The 24,411-nt window shown below is 43.2% G+C and carries 22 protein-coding genes; 5 read left to right on the plus strand and 17 right to left on the minus strand.

Translation table 11 applies throughout. The features are described 5' to 3' along the window. Nucleotides 1–145 precede the first annotated feature (145 nt). Nucleotides 146–283, minus strand: a complete 138-nt coding sequence (locus tag Q0081_RS17180; protein ID WP_298355797.1) for a hypothetical protein — start codon at nt 281–283, stop codon at nt 146–148. A gap of 254 nt (nt 284–537) precedes the next feature. Here Q0081_RS17180 and Q0081_RS17185 point away from each other — a divergent pair, with 254 nt between their 5' ends. Then, nucleotides 538–915 carry a GxxExxY protein gene (locus Q0081_RS17185; RefSeq protein ID WP_298355800.1) on the plus strand — a complete coding sequence of 126 codons (378 nt, stop codon included), beginning with the start codon at nt 538–540 and terminating at the stop codon, nt 913–915. Between the two features lie 207 nt (nt 916–1,122). On the opposite strand, the gene Q0081_RS17190 is transcribed toward Q0081_RS17185, so the two are convergent. The 8 genes from Q0081_RS17190 to greA all read right to left on the minus strand — a co-directional run bounded on the left by Q0081_RS17190 (nt 1,123) and on the right by greA (nt 12,892). Then, a complete protein-coding gene (locus Q0081_RS17190; protein WP_298355803.1) occupies nt 1,123–3,432 on the minus strand; it encodes a TonB-dependent receptor in 2,310 nt (769 codons plus the stop codon). Between the two features lie 222 nt (nt 3,433–3,654). After that, entirely contained in the window at nt 3,655–4,419 is a 765-nt protein-coding gene (locus tag Q0081_RS17195; protein ID WP_298355805.1) for a LytTR family DNA-binding domain-containing protein, read from the minus strand. Beyond that, complete coding sequence (locus tag Q0081_RS17200) at nt 4,416–5,423, minus strand: sensor histidine kinase (RefSeq protein WP_298355808.1); 1,008 nt, start codon at nt 5,421–5,423, stop codon at nt 4,416–4,418. The genes Q0081_RS17195 and Q0081_RS17200 overlap by 4 nt, the downstream gene beginning before the upstream one ends. A gap of 176 nt (nt 5,424–5,599) precedes the next feature. Next, a complete protein-coding gene (locus Q0081_RS31655) occupies nt 5,600–6,901 on the minus strand; it encodes a hypothetical protein (protein WP_310586502.1) in 1,302 nt (433 codons plus the stop codon). Between the two features lie 1,057 nt (nt 6,902–7,958). Continuing rightward, a complete protein-coding gene (locus Q0081_RS17210; protein WP_298355811.1) occupies nt 7,959–10,865 on the minus strand; it encodes a glycosyl hydrolase 2 galactose-binding domain-containing protein in 2,907 nt (968 codons plus the stop codon). Between the two features lie 16 nt (nt 10,866–10,881). Then, the gene (locus Q0081_RS17215; protein ID WP_310586503.1) at nt 10,882–11,505 is read right to left on the minus strand and encodes a transposase; all 624 of its coding nucleotides are present in this window, start codon (nt 11,503–11,505) and stop codon (nt 10,882–10,884) included. Further along, a complete protein-coding gene (locus tag Q0081_RS17220) occupies nt 11,441–12,253 on the minus strand; it encodes a transposase (protein ID WP_298355814.1) in 813 nt (270 codons plus the stop codon). Before Q0081_RS17220 ends, Q0081_RS17215 begins: the two co-directional genes overlap by 65 nt. A gap of 165 nt (nt 12,254–12,418) precedes the next feature. Then, nucleotides 12,419–12,892, minus strand: coding sequence for a transcription elongation factor GreA (gene greA / locus Q0081_RS17225; protein WP_298355817.1), 474 nt, complete (start codon nt 12,890–12,892; stop codon nt 12,419–12,421). Nucleotides 12,893–13,232: 340 nt separating this feature from the next. Between greA and fmt the strand changes: the two genes are divergently transcribed. From fmt to Q0081_RS17240, 3 genes are all read left to right on the plus strand, one after another. Next, on the plus strand, nt 13,233–14,144 hold the full coding sequence (gene fmt, locus Q0081_RS17230) for a methionyl-tRNA formyltransferase (protein WP_409034076.1): 912 nt from the start codon (nt 13,233–13,235) through the stop codon (nt 14,142–14,144). Between the two features lie 4 nt (nt 14,145–14,148). Further along, a complete protein-coding gene (locus tag Q0081_RS17235; protein ID WP_298355823.1) occupies nt 14,149–15,264 on the plus strand; it encodes an MFS transporter in 1,116 nt (371 codons plus the stop codon). A gap of 186 nt (nt 15,265–15,450) precedes the next feature. Further along, nucleotides 15,451–15,777 (plus strand): hypothetical protein, encoded by a 327-nt coding sequence (locus tag Q0081_RS17240; protein WP_298355826.1) that lies wholly within the window; start codon nt 15,451–15,453, stop codon nt 15,775–15,777. A gap of 16 nt (nt 15,778–15,793) precedes the next feature. On the opposite strand, the gene Q0081_RS17245 is transcribed toward Q0081_RS17240, so the two are convergent. Next, a complete protein-coding gene (locus tag Q0081_RS17245) occupies nt 15,794–17,209 on the minus strand; it encodes a CCA tRNA nucleotidyltransferase (protein WP_298355829.1) in 1,416 nt (471 codons plus the stop codon). Nucleotides 17,210–17,365: 156 nt separating this feature from the next. Between Q0081_RS17245 and Q0081_RS17250 the strand changes: the two genes are divergently transcribed. Further along, nucleotides 17,366–17,896, plus strand: coding sequence for a DUF2480 family protein (locus Q0081_RS17250; protein ID WP_298355858.1), 531 nt, complete (start codon nt 17,366–17,368; stop codon nt 17,894–17,896). 21 nt (nt 17,897–17,917) lie between these two features. Here the strand turns inward: Q0081_RS17250 and Q0081_RS17255 are convergent, their stop codons facing one another. The 7 genes from Q0081_RS17255 to Q0081_RS17285 form a co-directional block, all read right to left on the minus strand. Continuing rightward, nucleotides 17,918–18,763, minus strand: coding sequence for a hydroxymethylglutaryl-CoA lyase (locus Q0081_RS17255; RefSeq protein WP_298355832.1), 846 nt, complete (start codon nt 18,761–18,763; stop codon nt 17,918–17,920). A 126-nt stretch (nt 18,764–18,889) separates the two neighbouring features. After that, the gene (locus Q0081_RS17260) at nt 18,890–19,132 is read right to left on the minus strand and encodes a MoaD/ThiS family protein (RefSeq protein WP_298355835.1); all 243 of its coding nucleotides are present in this window, start codon (nt 19,130–19,132) and stop codon (nt 18,890–18,892) included. Between the two features lie 103 nt (nt 19,133–19,235). Further along, nucleotides 19,236–20,384, minus strand: coding sequence for a VWA domain-containing protein (locus Q0081_RS17265; RefSeq protein WP_298355838.1), 1,149 nt, complete (start codon nt 20,382–20,384; stop codon nt 19,236–19,238). A 15-nt stretch (nt 20,385–20,399) separates the two neighbouring features. Further along, nucleotides 20,400–20,666: a type II toxin-antitoxin system RelE/ParE family toxin gene (locus Q0081_RS17270; RefSeq protein WP_298355841.1), complete on the minus strand. Its 267-nt coding sequence runs from the start codon at nt 20,664–20,666 to the stop codon at nt 20,400–20,402. Continuing rightward, on the minus strand, nt 20,653–20,847 hold the full coding sequence (locus Q0081_RS17275) for a hypothetical protein (RefSeq protein WP_298355844.1): 195 nt from the start codon (nt 20,845–20,847) through the stop codon (nt 20,653–20,655). Before Q0081_RS17275 ends, Q0081_RS17270 begins: the two co-directional genes overlap by 14 nt. A gap of 30 nt (nt 20,848–20,877) precedes the next feature. Beyond that, entirely contained in the window at nt 20,878–22,839 is a 1,962-nt protein-coding gene (locus Q0081_RS17280; protein WP_298355847.1) for an McrB family protein, read from the minus strand. Between the two features lie 389 nt (nt 22,840–23,228). Beyond that, on the minus strand, nt 23,229–24,239 hold the full coding sequence (locus Q0081_RS17285; RefSeq protein WP_298355850.1) for an alpha/beta hydrolase: 1,011 nt from the start codon (nt 24,237–24,239) through the stop codon (nt 23,229–23,231). Nucleotides 24,240–24,411 lie beyond the last annotated feature (172 nt).

Genomic DNA, 24,411 nt, shown 5'->3' on the forward strand with positions numbered 1-24,411 from the left:
AGTTTAGAATTTTAATCAATCCAAACGCCAAACCCTTTGAAATTAAGTATAAAAAAAACTCACCTGCTATGAAACAAGGCCTTGTCAAGCAAATTTACTCATTAGAAGACCTTTTAATGGTGAAACCTCCTATGTTTACCATAAATTAAAGAATCAGTGCCGAAATTTCCTTTTCGCAGGAAAAAAGCCCCCCAATGAGCATTAATGAGATGATTTGTTTGATTTTCATTGTTTTGTGGTTTATTTGTTTTCCCGCAGCGGCGATTTTAAAATCTGCGTTCATCTATGTTTGAATTGTTTTTAATTTTGTTTTCCCGCTGATTTTCGCTGATTTGAACTGCACGCTGATTACGGGGATTTATTCTGCGGTAATCTGCGATTTTAAAATCTGCGTCATCTGCGGGAGAAAATAATTGAACTATATTTTTCGTTGATTTTCGCTGATTTGAATGGCACGCTGATTACGGGGATTTTTTTCTGCCGTAATCTGCCGCTTTAAAATCTGCGGGGTAAAATGTTTAAAACTATTTTTTTACTATGACTGAAAATGAAATTTCTTATATCGTTCGAGGCTGTATTTTTAAGGTTTTCAACAACTTAGGCCCTGGCTTATTGGAATCGGCCTACGAAGCGGCACTTTTGTACGAAATAGAAAAAACTGGGTTAAATGTGAAGTCCCAAGTGGCCCTACCGATGATTTATGAAACTATAAGAGTTGATATTGGTTATCGCCTTGATTTGTTGATTGAAGGCAAAATCGTCATCGAACTCAAATCAGTAGAAACACTATTGGACGTACATCACAAACAACTTATTACTTACCTCAAACTATCTGGCTTAAAACTGGGACTGTTGGTTAATTTCAATACGGACGACATCTCGAAAAGCATATTTAGAAAAGTGAATGGGCTTTGACTTTTTTCCGCAGCCGTGGACGGTCGCGTATTTCGAAGATTTATTCTGCGGTAATCTGCGATTTCAAAATCTGCGTTCATCTGCGGGGTAAAATGATTGAATTGTATTTCCCGCTGATTTTCGCTGATTTGAACTGCACGCTGATTTCGGGGATTTAATCTGCATAAATCTGCGGCTTTAAAATCTGCGTTCATCTGCGGGAAAAATTTAAAATTTGAAATTGTACGTCACGCTCGGTACCCATCTGAAAAGCGAAGTTTGCATGGCTCTGGTGCGGGTGGGGTCGTTTTCGTCGTTTTCAAAATTAATGGTGTAGGCATTCTGACGACCGTAGGCGTTATACAAAGAGAAATTCCACGAAGTTTGGTACTTGCCCTTTCTTGTTTTTTCGTAGGTAGCACTTACATCTAAACGATGGTAGTTGGGCATCCGTGAGGCGTTGCGCTCGGTATAATAAAAGGCCGTGTTGCCCCCAACTTCGTATTTTCCACTCGGAAACGTAACCGCATCGCCTGTGTAGAAAATAAAATTGCTTGACAACGACCAGCGAGGGCTCAATTGGTACATGCCCACAATGGCCAAATCATGCGTACGGTCTTGACGTGCCGAGTACCAGTTGCCTTCGTTGATGCCGTCAATCTGTCGTTCTGTTTTTGAAAGCGTATAGCTCACCCATCCCGTAAATTTGCCTGACTTCTTTTTGAGCAACAACTCCAAGCCATAAGCCCTGCCTTTTCCGTAAAGCAATTCGCTTTCCACGTCGGGCGCGGTCTGAATATCAGCCCCGTTTTTGTAATCTACCTGATTTTGAAGCGACTTGTAGTAGGTTTCGGCACTGAACTCGTATTTGTTGTCGGCAAAATTCCGAAAATAACCCAAGCTAACTTGGTCAGAAATGCCGGGTTTGATGTTGTAGCTGCTGCCCACCCACTGGTCGGTGGGGTTTGAACTTGTAGAATTACTCAACAAATGTAGATTTTGCGTATTTCGGGCGTAACCTGCTTTCAAGGTGCTTTTTTCATTCAAAATAAAGTTGAAAGCTAACCGTGGTTCAACGTTGAAATAAGTTTTTCCAAACGTTCCATCGGCCAAAACCACCGAGTCAATCTTTACATCTCTATCGTAAATGTTGTAAGTAGTGCCACCCAAAATACTCCACGACGAAAGCCTCAAACCGTAATCCATGCTAAATTTGGGCGAAACCGAATAGGTGTTCTGGGCGTAAATGGCATTTTCTAAGGCTTTTCTGCCATCTTTTATGTCGTTTTCGTTGGCATTGGTTTCATTAATTAAGCTACCCGGCGTAATGGTGTGGTGAATGGAGTTGAACCCAAACCGCCACGAATTTTTGGTGCTCGGAAAAAACTGAAACTCTTGCTTCAAATTCCAGTCTTTGATTTTTGATTGATTAACGAAGCTGTTATCGCCGCCCGAAACCTTGAATTTATAGCTATAGTCGCTGTAAATCAACGAGGTATTGGAAAACCATTTTGAGTTAATAATGCTGTTCCAGCGTAATGTACCCGTTTTGTTTCCCCAATCAATGCCGAGTGCATCGCCAAAACCCAATTTGTCACGTCCGAAATAACCCGATACATAAACCCTGTTGTTGTCGTTGATGCGGTAATTGGCTTTGGCATTAAGGTCGTAGAAGTATAATTGTGTATCGCTGAAATCGGGCGATGCTTTCAAAAACAAATCAGCATAAGTCCTTCGTCCCGAAATCATAAACGATGATTTTTCTTTCTGAATTGGCCCTTCTATGGCCAAACGACTGCTGATCAAGCCAATACCACCTGAAGTTTGAAACTCTTTGTCGTTTCCTTCCCGCATACGTACATCCAATACCGACGACAGACGACCGCCATAGTTCGCTGGGCTGTTTCCTTTAATGATGGTTGCATCTTTGATGGCATCCGAGTTGAAGATACTGAAAAAACCAAGCAAGTGCGACGCATTGTAAACGGGGGCTTCGTCGAGCAAAATCAGGTTTTGGTCAGCACCGCCGCCCCGTACAAAAAAACCGCTGTTGCCCTCACCTGCTGTTTTGACACCAGGAAGCAATTGGATGGTTTTCAACACGTCTTTTTCGCCAAAAATCACGGGCAACTTGGCGATTTCCTTTATGTCCAATTTCTCAGTACCCATTGCGGTTTTGGTAATATTTTCGTCTTCTTTGGTGGCTTTAACAACCACGGTTTCGAGCATTTTACCGCTTTCCAATGGCCAATCAATTTTCTGATTTTTGTCTAAATTGATGGTTTTTACCATTTCTTCGTAGCCGATGTACGTTGCCCGTAGCGTGTAAGTGCCTTTGGGTAAGGTAATAGAATAAAAACCGTACTCATTGGTGGATTTCCCTGTATTTGGGATTTCTTTGACGATAATTGTTGCCCCGATTAGCTCTTCACCCGAAGCCTTATCTCTGATGGTACCGCTGACGGTAAATTTTTCTTGGGCTATGAGCGAAGTACTGCTCAAAAGCCAACAGACTAACATTGTTTTGAATTTTGTCATGGTTGTTACAGTTGAATTTCGAGTCAAAATTCAACTTTCGCCCCCAAGTACGAAATGAAGAAGTAAGTAAAGTGTACAAAATGAGCTGTAAAGTGGACGGGAAAGACTCCCCGCAGATTTACGCTAATTATTAAACCGCAGCCTCGGGCGGCCGCAGATAAACGCAGGTTCGGCGAAAATCTGCGGGAGAAAATCTCTGTGTTTATCTGCGGCAGAAAAGCATCAGTGCTGCGCCAGCCACTCCATAAAAGCGGTTACTTTGAGCTTGCCTACCACAATTTGTTCCGAAAATGGCACGGTCAGATTGACCGCTATTTTGCGATTGAAATGCTGCGAAGCGTCTTTGACCGCCCGCCGATTGACCAAAAACTGCCGATTAGCCCTAAAAAAAGTTGGCGACAATTTATGCTCCAAATGGTCTAAGGTCTGCGAAATGAGCCATTTACGTTGGTCGAAGGTGTAAGCAAAAACCCCTTCGTTTTCTACCACAAACAAAGCCACTTGGGCAGTGTCCAGTGGAATGATTTTGTCGCCCTGCAAAATGATGACCGATGGGGTCTTAGTAGGCTGCAGTTGAACTTTCAACAGGTTCATGATCCCTTTCATTTCGTCTTTGGGTGGGGTCAATCTTTCTTTGAGAAGTTGGTATTTTTCTAAGGCTTTACCCACCGTTGCTTTCGAAAAAGGTTTGAGCAGATAGTCGATGCCGACGGTTTTGAAAGCTTCGAGCGCATATTCGTTAAAAGCCGTGCAAAAAATGACGGGCGTTTGGTTTTGGGTTTTTTCAAAGATTTCAAAACTAAGGCCATCGCCGAGTTGGATGTCCGAAAAAATGAGGTCAATCGCCGGGGAAGCCTGTAAGAAAACGACACTCTCTTCTACCGAGGACAGCATGGCCACAATCTCAGCGTCGGGGTCAAGCCCCGTGATAGTTCGTGCCAAGTCTTTGGCCGTCAGTTTTTCGTCTTCAATGATTAGAATTTTCATGCATTTATCAGCGGTATTCTTACTTCAAAAAAATCAGCTCCGTTCTTTATTACAATGCCCTTACCTGTAATAAGTTCATAACGACTGTTAAGGTTAGCCAGCCCTGTTTGGGTACGGTCGGTAGTTTTGACGGGCATTTTATTGTTCCAAGCTACAACAGCATTTTCATCGCGAAAAATTTTGATAATCAACGGTTTATGCTCTGTAAAATAATTATGTTTGAAAGCGTTTTCGACTAACGTTTGCAGTGCAAAAATGGGAACATTCTGCTTTAACACTTCATCAGGAATATCTACCGAGTACATAAAACTGTCCTCGAACCGCACTTTTTGAAGTTCCACAAAATCGCCAACAAAACGCAATTCGTCGGCAAGTGTAACGACCTCATTTTGGTGTGACTGCACCGAATACCGCAAAAAATCGGCCAACTTGACTGTGTATTCTTCCGCTTGGGCAGTGTTTTCTCCAATCAGCGATTTGAGGACACTCAACGCATTAAACAAAAAATGCGGCTGTAACTGCTGCACCAATAGTTTTTTCTGCGCTTCGCTGTTTTGGAGTTCGAGTTCTTTGGCTTTGAGTTCTGCCTCGTTGCGGCGATAGGAGGCTTCCGTGGCTTGACAAATAATAATAATGATAACATTAATTACCGAAGAAGTAAGGGCAGGATATATCAAATTGTTATCCAGAAAGCCAATGGCTTCATCTGGTATAAAAAAATTACTACCTGCTAAAAAAAAATATCGTATGACGTTTAAAATTAATTGAACAACAAGAATACTCGCATAGCTCACAAAGATTTTTTTCCAAATAGATAATTGCGAAAAGTTTAGGGTCAAGTAGATATTTGTCAGCCAAGTAATAAAAATAGTGATATTGATACCTAAAAGGGGCTTGAGCAATACTTTAAACGGAAGCACGCCAAAAATCAACGGGTGACTCACGGCATAAATCGCAAAAATGGGAGTGGAAATGACCGCGTATAGTAGCAGTTTTTGCTTCATATAGATTTGTTATTGAACAGTTATCCAAAAACAAATCTATAAAAACCAACCCTATACTGTTCATTTTTGAATTTAAAATGGACAAAATAGCCGATAAAGTGGACTGTAGCACTACTACCAAAGGCGTATTCAAAACGGTAATGATACCCGAAACAGGCAACAGCCCTTTCATAAATTTACTGTTTCAACAACCAAACATCCGAAATCTTGGACTGCTTGCGCCAGTTCAAATGCGACTCTTCCGGCTCATCAAACGTCACATGCAATTTACCGTCCTGCGTCAGCGAAAGCGGTACAATCCATTCTTTCACCGATTCAGTTTCGCGGTTATAAACGGTCGGTTGCAGGCGATAGTTATCCACTCGCAACAACGCTTCGCCTTCGCCAACCACTCGAAGAATATAACGCGCGCCCGGTTGCAGATTATCATACACCAATTCAGGGCATTTCTGAAACAACTGCGACGAAAGCCGCATCCGACTGAAACCCTCCTGCCACCACGCCACGTCGGTCGCATCTTCGGAGACCGTCTTGACGCGCGGGCCTTTGGCTACGCTCGAAACATCGTCGTAAAAACTTCCTGGTCCGGGATTTTCCCACGTACTGATGGTTTTCAGTCGTAGCAGTTTAGCTTCGTTGGAAGTCAACGCACTGATTTTCTTAAGTTCATCGGCCAACCACCAACGGTTATTGAGCGGATAATCCACAAAATCCAGTACCGCCCCGCGCTCATAGCCTTTGGCTTGGTATTTGGGCACGCTCGTTTGCAAGCCAACCGAAGCAAATAAATCGGCGCACAATTGCTCAATTTTCTGACGTAATTCGGGAGCGATGTTTACTTTATCGGCTTTGTTCACCGTTTCCAACGCCGCTTCCATGGCCTTTTCCGCACCCGTTTTATGAGCTTCCGACAAAAGCGCATTAGCCTGTTTTTCAAGCGATTGCTCATACGTCAATCTGCGTTTTGTATAGGTATCATAATAGGCCCGCAGCAACAACATTTGCCAACGCCAGTTTCCTTTTAAGGTTAGATTAGCGGTTTCCAAATTTTTCCAAAAAGCAAACGTTGCCTCTACCCCACCGTTTTGAACAAGCGGCCCTTTCCAGTTATTTTCGAGCGCCGCAATCCCGTCGGCCGTTGCGCCGGCTACGGTTTTGTTGAAGAAAAAGCTGCCGTAATCTTCCAATATCTCGCGGACGTCCAATTGCGGGTCCCAGGCCCGCATACTCCAAATCACCTTGTTGACATCATCATGGCAACCGTCGGAATACGAGACAAAACCGTCTGTAAACGGCGCGTAGGTTTGGTGGATTTCGGCAAAGGCGTACGGACGCGGATTGGATGCTTCACGCCCCAAGGTAAGTGCATACGCTTGGTCCCAACCGCGCACCGGAAACTCGCAACGGACATTGTGCGTAATGTCGGGGTATTCGCGGTGTTGGTATTTTTTCGGTAAACGAAACCGCGTCTCCGCCATCGGTGGACTTCCCGGCCCGGATACCACACCTTGCAACCAATCGGGGTTGTTTTCGGCCAAATACCGATAAAAATAATCGGTCTGCTCCACACTGAAGCCCTGTAACGAGATCCAGATCTTCGCTTTGGGATGGTATTTGGTGCAGATCTTTCAAAAACGGCATCACCTCACTTGGATGATTGTCGCCGGGGTCACCGCCGGGCACAAAAATATGGTCAAGGCGCGGACAGTTTTTATAAAATTCTTCGTGTAATTTGAGTTCAGCGGCGCGTTTTTCTTTGTCGGTCAATTCAAAGGTCACGGGTGTCCAGACCCAATAATCCATGTCGTACAATTGACACAAAGCCCCCATTTTAACGCGCATTTCGGAGGCAGGAATCTTAAAATGCGGATTGGGTTTTTCATCTTCGTGAAACGGAATTCCTTCAATGGCATTGGTTCCAAAAATCGCTAACTCCCTGAAATACTGCTCATACTGCGCCACCGTCCATGCATCATACGAGTTGGCCGTGTGACGATACCCCAACTGATGCCCCCGAATGGGATACGCCGGGGAGGACGCAAAATCCACTTTAGAATCTAATTGCGCTACGACATTTGATAACTGAAGTTTCCGCAGTAACCAACCCGTTCCAAACAGCACCCCGCGCGCATCTGCTCCGATGACCCAAAGTACATTGGCCTCGCTCACCACCCGAAAGCCTTCTGATTGGTATTCCGCACTGCTTTTCTCAGTTCGGGCAGGAATGGTTTTTCCCAATAATTCACGGTCACTCGCAAGCACAAGCGCCACCGTTATTGCATTTGTTTTAGGCCAAGCCGTTGCGGTTTTCAGCGTCAAATTGGTACGCTTGGCGATTTCTTCTGCCAACATCCGCGCGGCGGTTTCCTTCATGGGCGAAGGCACCGACGGGGCTACCAACACAGACCCATTTTTGAGGCTGATGGGTTGCGCGTACAGTGTCACTGCGCTGCAAAGGAGGAAAAGCAGAAGATTAAAAGTAGTTTTAGAAATCATAGTGATAAGAGTCAAAAAATCAATGCTTTCAGATTTACATTATAAAACCCAACCTTTTTCCAAATTATACCCTTTCACCCGCACCGCAGGTGCTTTGTTGTCAGCGTCTTTTTTATAGCACTTCACGCTGACGGTTTTGGTTTCACCTGGCAGTAAAGACACATAATTGTCCGTCCAAAAAACGGGTAAGATCGCTGCACCTTTGGCGTCTTTGGCCAATTCCAGTTCAATGAAGAACGCTACTTTATCCGACGAATTGGTCAGTTTTACGGCCACTTCGTATTCATCACCCTGCTCTTTGATCGTCTTCTCAATTTGAAGTTTTACTTTGGGCAACGTATTCAACGCCGTGAAATCAGCGTATTGTTTTTGGGGCGTATAAAACCAAAAATATTGTTTCCAATCCAATTCATCCGTCTTCGTAGGCAGCCAATAGAAATTATCTGCGACAACTTCACCGACCGCATTTTTGAGTTTCAGCGAGAGAAAATAGACTTGATTTTTACCATGTAAAACAGGCAGTTGCTCCCATTTTTGAACCGTATTTTCCGCCAGATCAACCGTTTGTTTTTGCTCAAAAACTACTTTTGAATTTTGGTCTAACAGCTTTACTTCTGCCTGATAGCCTTTAATAGCGGCACGGGTGTCGTTGCTCACGTGGAGGGTGCGATTGAAATAATCATAGACCACATTGAGCGGTTGCCCAGCTTTTTTGGTGCCGTAATAAGCGCCCGTCGGCATGAGGTAATAATCGTACAACTGCCAGTAAAACTCCGGCCAAGGCGAATTAAGCATCCACTGCACCACACCCGTTGAAGTAGGACGATTGATGACGTGCGCTTCAAACATCGGGCGAATCGCCTCGTAATTCATCAACTGTGCTTTCATCGCCAAATCGTCCAAATTGGTCGGCGTGCCATATTTGTTGTTGAGGGCTTTGAGGTACACCCCCATCGTGTTAAAGTCTTTTCTTCCCGAGTGGTAGTTCCACATTTTATTATCGGCCGGCCATAAATCGGCTTCGGGAATCATCTTTTTGATGCTTTCTACGGGCGGAATCTGCGGGCCGGGACCTACTTCAGAATTGAAGCCGTAGGCACCGCCCAGTTTTTTGTCTTCGTACCAATACACGGGCGGCACATACTCGTACGGCCCGTTCATTTTCATGCCCGACGAGCCCGAAATCGTACTAACGAACGCCCCTGATGACACCAAAAACTCCCGCGTAGGGTCGTATTTTTTTAGGGTTTCCTGATACATTTTTTCCAACGACGGCTTCGGCATGGCATCACTGCCGCCTGCCCATGTGAAGATACTCGGGTGATTGCGCAGCCATTTGACTTGGTCGCGAAAATAGTTGGAAAGCAAAATCTCTTCCTGCGGTGTGAGTTTTACCGCGTACAGATCCACACCTTCGTTGATGGGCAGGTTTTCGTCGCCGGGCTTCATTTTTAGCTCCATACCCAGATAGTCGGGCCATTCCCACTGACAACTCCAACCCACCATGAGCAGAATGCCGTTTTCGTCGCAGAGGTCATAGAGGTGATGATTATTGCCCCAAATCCCCTCAAAACGCAGCGAGTTAAGGTTCATTTCTTTGACGTAACGCAATTGAGCGGCGTCTTTTTCGGGCATAAATCGCAAAAACAAATCATCGACCCAACCACCGCTTTTAATAAGCACATCGCGGCCGTTGACTTTGTAACAGCGTACGCCTTTGTCGTTGAGCGCGGTTTCAATTTTTCGTACCCCAAATTTCGTGGTTTGACTATCCTGCACCGTTCCTTGGTCGTTGACTTCCAACTCCAATTTATAAAGTGCGGGTTCTCCCAATCCATTCGGCCACCAAAGGCGGGGGTTTTTGAGGTTCAATTGGGCAAATTCCTGCGGCGTAAACTTCACTTCCTGCCGCTCGTTGGGGGCTAATTTGACAGTTTTTTTGAATGTAATATCTTCAATTTTCCCCGAAACCTCCACCGTTTTGGCTTCGCTGCCGTGGTTGACCACTTCAGTACTGACGGTCACGCTCGCTTTGCTCAAATCTTTGATATCCACATCGGGAGCCACAAACGGCGCGTTGAGCGACACTTTACCCGAACGTTTGAGGCGAATGTCGCGGTAAATGCCCATAAAATGGTCGGGAGGCGTAGGTGCCCAATCCACGTAACCCATGTAAAAATCACGGACTTTAGGCGGAAAAATTTCTACCAAAAGCGTGTTTTCTCCTTTTTTAGCCGCTTGGGTAATGTCCAGATCAAATTGACGAAACGCCCCGAACAGCGTATCCTGCGCGGCAATCTGCTTGCCGTTGACCCAAAAATTGGCGCGGTAGTTGATACCTTCCACCAAGAGCCGCAATTGTTCTTTTTGCGCGTCAAAACCATCGACGGTAAAGGTGTTCCGAAACCACCAGTTGTTTTCAAAACGCGCTCGCGGTACTTTTTCCAGGTTCTTGCCTACAAAAATATCCTTGTACTCACCCGCGTCTACCAAAGCCCCCAAAACGGTGGTAGGAAGCGTGGCTTTGTACCATTTTTCGGAAGGCTTTAGGGTGATATTTTCCGAGAGAATTTTGGCATCACCGGCCACTTCTTTGGAAGAGGCAATCATCCAGCCGTCGCGCAGGGCGCGGTCTTCGATTTTTATTTTGGACCCGCAACTTGTAAGAGCAAGTACCGTCACTAAAAGTATATTTAAATTTTGTAAATCACTAATAAACAAAACCTTGCGCGTGGGCGTGCCTGTCCAGCGTGGTGCGCGTGTGGCTTGCGCGGGGGAGCTTTGGACAGTCGGAGCGCCGATGCGACTGCCCTTTTCTTTGCCGCACAGGCGGCCCTGTTCGTTTCTTTTGGGCAATCGGACCGCCGAAGCGGCAAAAGAAATGAAGGCGCTCACCAAATTAAACTTGCCAAAATGGCCAATACAAAGCAGAAAATTTTTAAACATACTCTAAAATGAGTTACTACCCAGGTTGTAATTTGATGATTTGAGTAAGGTACGGTAATACCTCAAGTTTCCTTTTGAGGAGCGTATCAATGACAGAACGAATGATACAAAAAGCACTTTGCCCAGTTTTGAACTGCCCAGAAACCTTCTGCTTAACCTTAAGATTACGAATTGCTCTTTCCGAGCCATTATTGTCAGGAGGAATGTCTAAATTGTATAAGCAAGGCAGCAGATAATTGCGATATTTGACCATTGATGCTTGAAAAATAGCCGTTTTAGGGTGTATTTCTTTGTCAATGGTAATGAGAAGCATTTCATTAAGTGTATTTTCAAAAGCAATTGCCACAACAGAATTAGGTAAATAGGCTTGGGTAAGTGTTTTTCGAGCATCAAAAATAGAGATGATGAGTTCCTTGAATGAAGTAGCGAAGGGGAGTTTTTCAGACTCTTCTAAGAAAATAAGTTCTCTTAGTAAATGTGCTAAACATAACTGGTGATTTTGAACAGTAGCCTTTAATTGTGCAGCCCATCGGTCAGAAACTAAAGTAGCATTTGGTAATCCATCCTTCCAAACGCTATCTATTGTTTGAGAACCACGATTGTCTGAAGCAACGATAAAGCGGGGCCGCCCGTGCGGTATTTAGGACATTTTGCCAAACCCAAATCCACCATTTAGTGCCATTAACTTTTGTGCCTGTTTCATCAGCACCGACCACTGGGCTTTGGGCGATTTGTTGTTTGATAATTTGATAAACGCTCTCACATTTTTGAGCGGAACGTTCTAAAATATTACCTACGCTTCCTTGTGAAAGAGGTATAGAAAATACCTGAGAAAATATATTTTGTAGTCGTTTGAATGGAACATACTGGTAAATCGAAAGATAGCTAACTAAGGATTGAACGCTACTACCGTACTGAATAGGGGCGTTAACTCCTGATGGAAAGTCAGAAACTTGTTGGTTTTGACATCGTGGACATTGACAAGAATATTGCCGATATTCCTCATAAATAGGCTTTATAGGCGGTATTTCAACAACTTGACGTGTAGCTTTTAAAGTAAAAATAGTGCCTTGCAAGTTCTGTCCGCATTTAGAACAAAAGGCACTTTTTAAATCTATGATTTTATCGGGAGTACTACTCATTTCTAAAGTACTGCCTTTGTGCCCAGGCTGTCCACCGCTTTTACGGTCGCTGGCAATACGAAGATTTTTAGGCTTAGAAACTATATCGCTTGATGGAGGTAATGACGAATTGTGTGAGTCTTTCTTAACAGACTGATTTTGAATTTGAGACAGCAATAGCAACACTTTCTCCTCCAACAATTTAATTTGTTGTGTTTGAGTAGCTAACTGGACTTGAAGTTGCGATATGTGTTCTTTATCTGTCAATGGGCAATGGTAAACCTTTTTATTCAATTTAACTAACATGACTCAGAACCTGAGTCGTAACAAAGAAATTTTATTCTGACACTAAAAAAAGTGGGTCGCCTCTTAAAAGACGACCCACTTTTTTGGATTAATTACCGCCAACCCATGTATACGGTTGCGTTACTATCAGCGCGAAATATCCAATACTTCAAATTCAACGGCGCCGGCAGGCACTTGAATCTGTGCAGTATCACCGACTTTTTTACCCAAAAGTCCTTTTCCAATTGGTGAACCCACCGATATCTTTCCTAATTTTAAGTCAGCTTCTTCTTCTGATACCAACGTATAAGTCATCACAGCATTATTTCTGCGGTTTTTGATTTTCACTTTCGACAATACTGCTACTTGTGACGTATCAATGGAAGATTCATCCAAAATACGGGCATTGCCCAACACTTCCTCTAACTTTGAAACTTTTGCTTCGTGCAATCCCTGCGCTTCTTTGGCAGCATCATATTCAGCATTTTCACTCAAATCACCTTTATCGCGTGCCTCTGCAATTGCCTTTGCTATTTCCTGACGGCCCCGCGTTTTTAAGTCCTGCAATTCAGCTTTTAGCTTATTGAGACCTTCTTCGGTGTAGTACTGTATCTTAGCCATGTTACTTTTCTGTACGTTAATTGTTAATTATATATGTACGTTAGTTGTTAATCAGTATTGATTCTTATCCCCTATTTCTTCGACTATAGACAAAAAAAAAGAACGGTAAAATGACCGCTCTACGAAAATTGGTGTAGAATCTGTCACTTCTTCCTAAATACCGAAAAGAATTGGGTGTATCGGATCATGGTCGAAATTTGAAACACAAAAATAGCAATATTTGCAACTGGAATCAAGACCACAAAAGGTTCAATCCAAAAAAATGCTTGTAAAGTAATATACTTAAGAAGTAATTAACCGATTTTAAGTTGATTTTATGATAAAGCTTCGCATCATCTTTATGGGGACACCCGAATTTGCAGTCAGCAGCCTTCAAAAACTCGTAGAAAGCGATTGTGAGGTAGTAGCTGTCGTTACTGCCCCCGACAAGCCCGCCGGCCGAGGTTTACAGTTAACTCCTTCTCCCGTAAAACAATTTGCAGTCTCGCGGGGAATTCCTGTTCTGCAACCTGAAAAACTCAAAAACCCTGATTTCTTGGCCGAACTGCGCAGTTATCAGGCCGATTTGCAGGTCGTAGTCGCTTTCAGAATGCTCCCTCAAGTGGTATGGAATATGCCTCCTAAGGGCACCTTCAATCTGCACGCATCGCTGCTTCCTCAGTACCGTGGTGCTGCCCCTATCAACTGGGCCATTATCAATGGCGAAACTCAAACGGGTGTAACTACCTTTTTTCTGGAACACGAAATAGATACCGGAAAAATCATTTTTCAGGAAACAGAACCCATTTACTACGATGATACGATCGGTACTCTTTACGAACGTCTTATGCGCAAAGGTGCCGAGCTTGTGGTACAAACGGTAAAAGCAGTGGAGGCAGCGAACTATCCCCAAACTCCGCAGCCAAGTGCCGAAACACTCAAATCGGCACCTAAAATCTTCAAGGAAACTTGCGAAATCAATTGGAATCAATCCTCAGAATCCATAAGGAACTTTGTAAGAGGACTTTCCCCCTATCCTACCGCCTGGACGACGTTGAATGGGAAAATTTGTAAAGTTTTCAAAACCTCAGTCGCGAATGGACAAGAATCGTTAACTTCATCAGATACGGCCATCCGAACGGATAACAAAACATACCTTCGCTTTAAATCGGCTGATGGATGGGTAGCCATTGAAGAATTGCAGTTGGAAGGAAAAAAACGCATGGGAATTGAAGAATTTTTACGCGGCACCAAACTAACTCTAAACTCATAACTTTATGCCAAAGAGCCGTTTATCCATTAGTTTGCTATTTTTTGTGTGTGGTTTTGTTTATACCAACTGGAGTACCCGCTTACCCAATATTCAAACTTTATTTTCACTCAGTAACAGCACATTAGGCTTAACACTGCTCTGCGTTGCCATCGGGTCACTCACTTCAATGCCGTTGACCGGTTGGCTAATTGCTCACCGAGGCAGTAAGTTTGCCACTATTCTGTCATCGTTGTTGTTTTGTTCCACGCTATTTATTTTTCCAATCCTCTCCGAAAAGTGGCATTTGGCCGTTTTCTTTTATATCGTCGGCTTTTTAATGGGCGCATTGGATGTATCCATGAATACGCAAGCGGTAGCAGTAGAGCAACGCTCTGGTCAGCCCATGATGTCTTCTTTTCATGCCATATTCAGCGTCGGAATGATGCTGGGCGCTTTATGTACTTCTTATTTTATTCAGTATTCCATCAACATTCACTTTTTTATCGTTTCGGCAGGGTGTCTTTTGGTGGCTATTGGCTGTATTCCGTTTTTGATAGATGATGTAGAAAAACCCGGTGCAGACGGTGTAAAATTCGTTTTACCTAACCGTGCCATGCTTATCATTGGTTTGATTGCTTTTTGCGCTATGCTGGGCGAAGGTGCCATGGCTGACTGGAGCACCAATTATCTTAAAAACGTCATTAAAACAAATGACACCCTTGCTCCTATCGGGCTTTCTGCATTTTCAGCAGCCATGACCTTGGGAAGATTTGGAGGAGATAAATTAAGAGCTTTGTGGGGAGATAGAAAACTGATTTTTGTTAATTCTTTGCTTGCTGCGGCAGGTTTGCTGTTAACATTACTTTTTCCGTTGGCTTGGGTAGTGATTGCCGGACTATTTGTAGTCGGTGCAGGACTTTCTACGATTATCCCCATTGCTTTCAGCAGTGCGGGGCACAATCAATCATTGCCCAATGGCATAGGATTAGCAATGGTAACAACATTAGGTTATTTTGGATTTTTGTTCGGCCCTCCCATCATCGGTTTTTTGGCCGATGCGCAGGGATTGAGATTTGCCTTGTCGTTTGTAATGATCTTATTTGTACTCATGCTGTTCATGAGTACAAAAATAGAAGAGTAATTTCGAGTCAGGAAGAGAGAATAAAAAAAGCCGTCGGTTTGATTCGACGGTTTTTTGTTTAAAACATAAGTACATATAAACGCCTGAACCTCATAAAAAGTTTATGCCTTGAAAAATTACTTAATTATTTTTCATATTATTGTTCAAAATTGATTTACTACTATCATCTTTTCAAAAGTCACTTTAATGACTCAACAAACCATTTACGAAGTTCGGGTTTTGTACATTGGCACCCTTGGTACTTTACGCCAGCGAGAGCCGTTTGTCGTTTATTTTTCCAATCTAAAAAAAACGATTGAAAACCTGACCGCTCAATTAGGCCTTAATGGTTGGCCACTCAAAATCAATTACTCGGCAGTGTATCGAAGTTTGAAAGCAAAAGAAAAGTATGCGTGCGATTTTGATGTGGCAGGACATAAGGTTTTCAAGATTATCATTACCCCAAAAATCTTAAACCCTACTTTGATCACGCTTGGAATTGATGAGATGCCAGTTATTAGGAGTCAGAAGTGAGGAGATAGTAAAAAACCTATAAATTGGTGGGAGTAAGTCCCATTTTTTTGCCCTCTTCCAACATAAAAGCGAAAGCAGGTTCATAAACATTTGGAATAATTCCGTCCAAAATAGCCTCGCGAATAGCCGTTTTAATGACCCCTACCTCAGCTGAAGGCTTCATGCCAAATGCTTCCATAATTACTTCTCCCGAAATGACCGGCTGGAAATTTCGGATTTGGTCGCGGGCTTCCAGGTCGTAGAGTTTTTGTTCTACTTTGTCAAAATTGGCCAAGTGTTTTTTAACTTTTTCAGGATTTTTAGAGGTAATATCTGCCCGACACAGCGTCATAAGCGCCTCTAAATCATCTCCTGCATCAAAAAGCAATCTTCGTAAAGCGGAATCAGTAATGGTTTCTTTCGACAATGCAATGGGACGCAGGTGAAGACGCACCAATTTCTGAACAAACCGCATATTTTCATTCATGGGCAACTTCATTTGCCGAAAAATACGCGGTGTGACTCGTGCACCCAATTCTTCATGTCCGTGGAAAGTCCAGCCTACTTTTTGGTCAAAACGTTTGGTAGCCGGTTTGGCAATATCGTGCATCACTGCCGCCCAACGTAACCACAAATCATTGGTATGTTTGGAAATATTGTCGAGTACTTGAAGCGTATGATAAAAATTATCCTTGTGCCCTTTTCCATCCTGATATTCAGCCCCTTGCAGCTCTACAAACTCAGGAAAAATTCGTTTTAAAATTCCTGCCTGATGCAACAGTTTAAAACCATACGAAGGCACAGGCGAAAGGACGATTTTATTAAATTCGTCATTGATACGTTCTTTGGAAATAATATCAATACGCTCCGCAGTTTTAACAAGGCCGTCAAACGTATCGGGTTCAATATCGAAATTGAGTTGCGAAGCAAAACGGACCGCCCGCATCATACGCAATGGGTCATCGGAAAAGGTAATTTCAGCTTCAAGCGGTGTACGAATCAATTTGCGACGTAAGTCACTCATACCGTTGAATGGATCTATCAACTCACCAAAATTGGCCGCCATCAGGCTAAGCCCCATGGCATTAATGGTAAAATCGCGGCGATTTTGATCGTCTTGGAGCGACCCGTCTTCCACAATTGGCTTGCGGGATTCTGCCCGATACGATTCCCGGCGTGCTCCTACAAACTCTACATCCCAATCATCAACCCGCAACTGTGCTGTACCGAAGTTTTTAAACACATTCACTTGCACTCCCATTCTTTTGGCTACTTGCTCGGCCAACTCAATTCCACTGCCCACACTTACAATATCAATGTCTTTCGAAGGGCGTTTCAAAATCAAATCGCGCACAAAACCACCAATAACATACGCTTCTACGTCCAGTTCCTGAGCGCATAAAGCTATTTTCTGAAAAATGGGATTGGTATCTAAAACTTCGCTAAAATTCATCCTTACTTACTTTACAAACTACAAAGGTAGCATTTGTCGCGCTGTAAGCGTCATATTTTACCATCGAAAGCATTTAAAATGGGCTTTTCTACCCTGATTTGACAAACTTTCAAGCCGGGAATCGTGTTCATACATCAGGATAAAGATGTATATAAAATGGAAGAAATCATCAATCGCGTCGCTAAAAGCGGCCTTATATCATTGGATTTAGAAGAGTATTACCATCAGGGAGAACGGGTAGTGTATGACCTGAAAGACAATCTCTTCATGGGATTGATTTTAAAAGAGAAAGATTTTCGGGAGTTCTTGAAAACAAACGATTGGAGTCAATACACAGGTAAAAACGTAGCCGTCACCTGCACAGAAGATGCCATTGTTCCTACGTGGGCGTATATGCTGCTGGCATTGCAATTAGGTCCCTACGCACATACAGTTGTCTTCGGAGATATAAATGATTTAGAAGAAAAAATGTTCTTTGACGCCATTAACCAAATCAATCCGGAAGACTATCGGGATGCTCGTGTGGTAGTGAAAGGTTGCAGCAAACATCCCGTGCCTACGGCTGCTTATGTGGAAATAACCCGCAAGCTGCAACCTGTGGTTCAGGCCCTTATGTTTGGGGAGCCTTGCAGTACCGTGCCGCTTTATAAACGGGCGAAAATAACCTTACCCCTGCCCCTCTCCTAAATGGAGAGGGGTTCCAATCTCTTACCCAAACACATACTGCGAGGCCAACATGGCCTGGGCTAATCGTAATTCATCAATATCGATTTTAGCACCCAGCTCATTTAACTCAGCAACCACCAGCTCCGTTGCCATATTACCCACCAATAAATTATCAGCCAACGGACATCCGCCAAATCCACGCACGGCGCAGTCAATGCGTTTTACCCCTGCTTTATAGGCTGCTTTTACTTTTTTACCTACGTGACCCTGTTTTGCATGTAAGTGTGCACCAAACTCCACTTTGGGAAATTTTTTAATCAAGTGCCCAAACAAAGACTTAATGTCATCCGTGGAACTGCTTCCAATGGTGTCCGAAGGAGCGATAATATTGATGTTCATTCCCACCAATCGTTTGGTAAACTTCTCCACGATTTCGGGACTGTAAGGCTCATTGTAAGGATTTCCAAAACCCATTGAAAGGTACACAACCAGTTGTTTATTGGATTTCAAACAAAGGTTCTGGATTTCGGCCACGTCGCCAAACGCCTGCTCAATGGTTTTGTTGGTATTTTTAAGTTGAAAGGTTTCAGAGACAGACAAAGGGAATCCCAAATACGTAATTGTCTCAAAACCAACGGCTTCTTCCGCACCACGTACGTTTGCTACAATGGCAAGCAACTTGGTTTTTGTAGCGGACATGTCGAGTTTGCCAACCACCTCTGCGGTGTCCCGCATTTGAGGAATGGCCTTGGGTGACACAAAACTTCCAAAATCCAGCGTATCAAAACCTACTTTTAAGAGGCTGTTTAAATAATTGATTTTTATATCCGTCGGGATAAATTGAGCCAGCCCTTGCATGGCGTCACGGGGACATTCAATGAGTTTCAAAGAGTAATTGGTGGTTAGTGATTGGTAATTGGTGATTGGTGTCAGATACTAAAAAGTACTTCGACACTCTGCATTCTAAACCGCAGCGGCACGGTACGCCGTTGCGGGGCCGCTCGACATTCGTCCCTATCCTCCGCTCACGGGTGGAATGAGGACAATTTCATCGTTGGGACAAAGTACGGCATTATCGTCGGCATATTCCGTATTGACGGCCACGCGCAGGGAAGCTAATTTATGAAAATCAGGAAATTGCTGCGTCAAAAACTGCTTCAAATCGGCTACCGTAGCGGCTTCTGCCAGTTGAACGGGCAATTCTAATTGACCGATAATTTCTTTGGCAATGCCAAAAGCAAGAATAGTAAGTTTCATTTTTTAAGAAGTTCTACCCTGTGTTAAACAGGCAAACGGCGGAAAACATTCATTGAGTTTATGTTGATTGAATCACTATCGACTTTTCAATTCTTATAACGATTTATCGCAATTGCTCCACGACTCGCTTCAAACTTTCCAAATTATGAGCGGGAGCGTGCAAGTCCAAGTGTGGAAACACGGCTTTGAGTGCTTTTACTTCCGGGCGAAAATCGGGCGAACCTGCCAACGGATTGAGCCAGATAACGCGACGAGCTTTTCGTCGAATCCGTTCCATATTTTCAGCCAACTCATTGCCGTCTCCCGTGTCCATACCGTCGCTGATGATGAGCACAATCGTACGCGAGTTGAGTTTTTTCATGCCGTATTCTTGGACAAACTCCTGCATAGCAGCCCCAATATCCGTTCCTCCCGACCAGTGCGGCACGCGTTCTGACAAATTTTCCAAAGCTTGGGTATACTCCATTTCTTTTAAATCTTCGGTAATGCGGCACAGGCGAGTACTGAACACAAAGGTTTCGATGGATTGGTACAAATTCTGAAAGGCAAACATGAACTGTACCCAAAAACGACTGTAAAGCTCCATGGATTTGCTTACGTCGCAGACCAACACCAACCGAATTTTGTTGCGGGCAGGACGTCGGTAAAACAAATCAATGATTTCATCGCCTTTGCGAAAGTTATTCCGCAACACACGCCTTAAATCCAACTGCCCGCCACTGCGCGCCGCTTCGTAGCGACGGCTCATGGTTTTGGCCATGCGTTGAACCAACGTCCGAATGATGCGCCGCGCTTCGTACATATCTTCGTCGGTGTACGAACCAAAATCTTTTTGAGAAAGCGGCTCGCCCAAGCTATAAGAAGCCAATTCTTCCTGTTCGGACTGACGATTGCCATTGAGCCAGTTTTTCAGTGCTTCAAACGAGGCTTCTCCGTTTTGTTTATTTTTCTTCTTTTTCTGCTCGCTTTCTTTGGCTTCGTCTTTGATTTTAGAATCTACGGCTTTGGCCAATTCTTTCCAATACTTGATATAATGCTCGTCAAACTCCCGAAGTTGCTTGCGGTTTTGAGGATAAATACTGCGCAATGCCAAATAAAACTGTTCTTCATCGCCCAGATTGATTTCGGCTAATGCTTTGAGCGCATCGGCCTCACGGTCAAGGCCTACAGGAATGCCTTTCGCTCGTAAAAAGCGACTGAAAGCCACCACGTGGGCAGAAAGTTCAGTTTGACGGGAGATAAGATTTGACAATTTTTCGGGAAGGATTTATTCGTAGGCTTCTCTTCGGTTACGAATGCCTACAATTTCAACAATTTTGATTTTGTCCTCAATTTCGTATAAAATTCGGTAATCACCCACTCGAACTCGGTAACGATTTGAAGAGCCTTCCAATTTTATACAACCACTCGGACGGGGGTTATCTGATAGATTTTTTATGACAGGAATAAGCCTTACGATAACCTGATTCGTTAGTTTTTTAAGTTCTCGCTCGGCAGATTTAGTAAAAATCACCCGGTATTTATTTTCCGTCATACCTGCCATCCTGTTTCAAGTCGTCTAAAATTTTTTCAAAGGGTACAGTTTCTTCCTGTTTCCGTTCTTCAAATACCAAATGGTCGAAAAAATCTTCCAACTCCTTACTATAGCGTCTAAGATTTATTACAACATCGGTTCGGCGTCCTTTTTCGTCGGTTATAAATTTTATACCTGTCATAGTTCATCCGGTTTTCAACAAAAATACTTGTTATTTTTCATAAATCCACTTGAAAATATCCTTGGGCAACTCCTCAAAACGCCCCTCCATCAGGGCAGGATTGAGTTGATAGGTAATTACATTTTCGGCGTTTTCGAGGTCTTCACCAAACAACTCTCGCTCCAGCGAAGACGTGTACTGCTTTTTCACCTGTACCAACTTTGAATCCGTTGGTTTGCCCCAACGCTCATTATCAGCTAAGACCAACTGAATTTTACGCCAATCGTCATAAAAATACTCCTGCAACAGGGGAATAATCTGGTCACGAAAAACCAAACAAAGCTCTTCAAAGGTGTTGACGTGAAGCAAATACGCGTGCCCAATGACGTGGTCGCGGTCGTGCAAAAACTCAATTCGCTCGTTTAAAGTCCGTAGCAATCGTCCCAAATCAGTGTTCTCAATGACCTTTCCCTCCAACAAAGAAACAAGGGGTTGACATTCCAAAAAATGAAATCGCCGCCGCAAAGCCGTGTCCAACAGGGCAATGGAGCGGTCGGCGGTGTTCATAGTTCCTAAAATATACAGATTGGAAGGCACGCCAAAACGTTCCTGCGAGTAAGGCAATGTCACCCACAATTCATCTTCAGCTCCCAGACGCTTAGAAGGTTCAATCAGCGTAATCAATTCCCCCAATACTTTGGCAACGTTGGCTCGGTTGATTTCATCAATCACCATCAAAACAGGTGCAGCACGCTCAAATCGGACTTTTCGATTCTCGGCAGTATCCGTTATACAGCCTTCAAAACTCTGATAATCTGCCTTTCGCAGAGCTGACAAACAGGCTTCGTAAAAAATGCCTTTCCGTATACGATACATGATTTTATCTCCAATGGTTTCGGGACGAATCCCTTCCACAAACTCCTCATAACTGAAGGATTGGTGAAACGTCACAAAATGAGTATCGTACGATTTAGCATATTGTTGCACTTGATACGTCTTTCCCGTACCCGGAGGGCCATAGAGAAGGTAGTTGAGGGGAATGGAAGGACGTTGATGTTTTGTAATAGCAGTATATTCTAATTTCGGTTCGGAAAGATGTATAGTCTTCTCCGAAAGTGATAATATCTTATAGAATTGATTTTCCGAGATTTCTGCGTTAGTAACTCCTTGCGGATTTTCAAAAACCCTGATTGATGATAATTCTAAATCTGATAATATTACACTTCTATTTATGGGTTGATTGACTAATTTCTCTAATATTTTCACATCAACTCGCCATAACTCGTCCATATATGGAGGAGTTATTACTTCCCCAACAGCATATATACCAGCCTCATCTCCCGAAATCCAAAAAAGTACTTTATCCTCAACTTCAATCCTATTTAATACATTTTTTTGTACTCTAAACTCAACAATATCACTTTCACTAATTCGAGTCTTATTATCAAATACTTTAGGATTGGAATGGAATACCCAATACCTTTTATTCTGATTTTCAATCGCTCGCTGAAATAATTCTTCCCTAAAACCTTCATCAATGGCAGCCTTATAAACCAATGGATTGTGCCAACCATGTCTTAAACTGGATTTGGCATCTTCGCGCACATCCAATAGACAACTTTGCCAATAATCAAGTAAAAGTGGATTTTGCAAAAGGTGAACATCCTGAAAATTTACAATTGCAAAAAGGTAGGGTGAGGACTTTGCTAATGAGTCTTCAATTTTTATCCTTTCAATAGAGCCTATTTTATCAATGTCACTTTTACGTAAAATCAGATAGTAGCTAATGATATTTTTGTGCTGGTAAATTCCAAACGCAACGTAAAAATTAAGATTTGCTACAATCGCACGTTTCCCTTCTGGGAGATTAAAACCTATTCTGGGGTCGTTCTCTGATAGATTCACTACATCAATCATTTCACGAAGTATTTTAAAAAAAATACGACAGGCTTCAGGATTGTTTATTGCCTTAATTCGCTCTACTAATTCCTGTTGCTGCTCTTCTACTTTCATACCTATGAATCTTAACCTAAAAATTGCCAATCCCTTGCAAATTACAAAACTCTCCTAATTTTAAGTAAAACTTCTCAGGAATGCCTTGAAAGTAGGCTAAAGTTACCCAGTTGACAATGCCGTTTTGGTTAAAAAAATTAGAAGTTAAATGAATAAAAGGAAATAAATGCCATTGGCAGCCGTTAGGTAAGCGAACATTTGTTCTATGTACAATTAGTCAAAATCCCGCGGGTTCTTCTAACCCGCGGGATTTTCAATTTAAAAGCCTATTGAATTTTTCTAAACGAAAAGGTGTTCTGTGACAAAGTCATCCCATCGGGGGGCATATTATTCTTTCTATCCCAAAGCATTCGCCTTGCTCCAAAATCGCCACAAACATATTCTTGGTTTTAAAGCAAATCCGCCCTTGTTTTAAGCGCTTGTAAACGCGGCGTTTGTCCATACTGTTTTATACCGTAATTGATAAGTTCCAAAATTTCCTGCTTCCGGTTCTCCCCCATTTTCCGTTCAATACTGGCTTCCAGTACTTTATAAGGTATTGGAACCGTGCTTTTATAAGCCCGTTGTTTGCTCTCGTAAAATTTTGTCAATGCCGTCAAATTGAGGTCTTTGGCAGGCGGTGCAAAATCGTAAAAAAGCGCTTTCAACCCTTCATAAATGCCTTTCAACGGCATTGACTCGTGTGTTTCGTCTTTCCATTTCATTTGTTGTTTGGAAGGCCCCTGCTCTGTCCATTGCTTTTGCCAGCCATACAGCGCCTCTCCCGAAAAATACCGCATCGTTCCACGGTCCTCTCTGAGGAGTTTCAAAAACGATTTTTCTAATTCCGCCGTATTTTTATGGATGTCAAAAGGGCCATCGAGCGCAATTACCCACGGAAACAACATTGGAGAAGAAAGGGAAAGATAGTTCGCAAACAAGGCCCCCTGCGAGTGACCCACCAAAATCGTTAAATCCGTAGCAGGAAATTGCTTTTTTAATTCTGGCACCAACTCAAACGTCACAAAGCGGCGAAACTCTTCTTCACCCTGCTTCTGTCCGTAGCCGTGTGGAATGGGCATGTCTCTCATGCGTTTGGCATTCATCACTCCCACCACTATGGCCTCGGGCATTTGCGGAATCTCGCTGTTGTAATTCATGTATTTCACCGTAGAAACCACGGTTTCAAAAAGACTTTCCCCGTCAAACACCACAATCAACGGGTATTTTTGAGGCAATTGACTTTTAGGAGGCGTATAAATCAGCAGTTGTCTTTTCTCCTTCAATACGCTTGAATTCATTTCATACCGACCTCCCAACGCCACCGGTTGCGGCAAACGCACTATTTTTTGCGCCATGAGTCCGTGCGAACACCATCCAAAAATAAACAAAATCCCTGTTCTTATTTTCCAATTTTTCATCTGAAAATATATTAAGCCCAATGGGGCGATTAGGGATTAAAATTTAGATTAAGCCTTACTTTTGGTCAATAAAACGGTGTTCAACCTTTTGGGCTGATTAGATATACTCAAACTAAAGAGGTTTGCAATCCAGTAGGGGCTGGATTGAGTTTTTGGAAATTTGTATTTATCA

Source organism: Runella sp. (assembly GCF_027484545.1).
Lineage (GTDB): Bacteria > Bacteroidota > Bacteroidia > Cytophagales > Spirosomataceae > Runella.

Bases quoted from the DNA above. Each gene is read 5' to 3' on its own strand.
- Q0081_RS17180 (WP_298355797.1), bottom strand. From the start codon at position 283: ATGAACGCAGATTTTAAAATCGCCGCTGCGGGAAAACAAATAAACCAC.
- Q0081_RS17185 (WP_298355800.1), top strand. From the start codon at position 538: ATGACTGAAAATGAAATTTCTTATATCGTTCGAGGCTGTATTTTTAAG.
- Q0081_RS17190 (WP_298355803.1), bottom strand. From the start codon at position 3,432: ATGACAAAATTCAAAACAATGTTAGTCTGTTGGCTTTTGAGCAGTACT.
- Q0081_RS17195 (WP_298355805.1), bottom strand. From the start codon at position 4,419: ATGAAAATTCTAATCATTGAAGACGAAAAACTGACGGCCAAAGACTTG.
- Q0081_RS17200 (WP_298355808.1), bottom strand. From the start codon at position 5,423: ATGAAGCAAAAACTGCTACTATACGCGGTCATTTCCACTCCCATTTTT.
- Q0081_RS31655 (WP_310586502.1), bottom strand. From the start codon at position 6,901: ATGGCGGAGACGCGGTTTCGTTTACCGAAAAAATACCAACACCGCGAA.
- Q0081_RS17210 (WP_298355811.1), bottom strand. From the start codon at position 10,865: ATGTTTAAAAATTTTCTGCTTTGTATTGGCCATTTTGGCAAGTTTAAT.
- greA (WP_298355817.1), bottom strand. From the start codon at position 12,892: ATGGCTAAGATACAGTACTACACCGAAGAAGGTCTCAATAAGCTAAAA.
- fmt (WP_409034076.1), top strand. From the start codon at position 13,233: ATGGGGACACCCGAATTTGCAGTCAGCAGCCTTCAAAAACTCGTAGAA.
- Q0081_RS17235 (WP_298355823.1), top strand. From the start codon at position 14,149: ATGCCAAAGAGCCGTTTATCCATTAGTTTGCTATTTTTTGTGTGTGGT.
- Q0081_RS17240 (WP_298355826.1), top strand. From the start codon at position 15,451: ATGACTCAACAAACCATTTACGAAGTTCGGGTTTTGTACATTGGCACC.
- Q0081_RS17245 (WP_298355829.1), bottom strand. From the start codon at position 17,209: ATGAATTTTAGCGAAGTTTTAGATACCAATCCCATTTTTCAGAAAATA.
- Q0081_RS17250 (WP_298355858.1), top strand. From the start codon at position 17,366: ATGGAAGAAATCATCAATCGCGTCGCTAAAAGCGGCCTTATATCATTG.
- Q0081_RS17260 (WP_298355835.1), bottom strand. From the start codon at position 19,132: ATGAAACTTACTATTCTTGCTTTTGGCATTGCCAAAGAAATTATCGGT.
- Q0081_RS17270 (WP_298355841.1), bottom strand. From the start codon at position 20,666: ATGACGGAAAATAAATACCGGGTGATTTTTACTAAATCTGCCGAGCGA.
- Q0081_RS17275 (WP_298355844.1), bottom strand. From the start codon at position 20,847: ATGACAGGTATAAAATTTATAACCGACGAAAAAGGACGCCGAACCGAT.
- Q0081_RS17280 (WP_298355847.1), bottom strand. From the start codon at position 22,839: ATGAAAGTAGAAGAGCAGCAACAGGAATTAGTAGAGCGAATTAAGGCA.
- Q0081_RS17285 (WP_298355850.1), bottom strand. From the start codon at position 24,239: ATGAAAAATTGGAAAATAAGAACAGGGATTTTGTTTATTTTTGGATGG.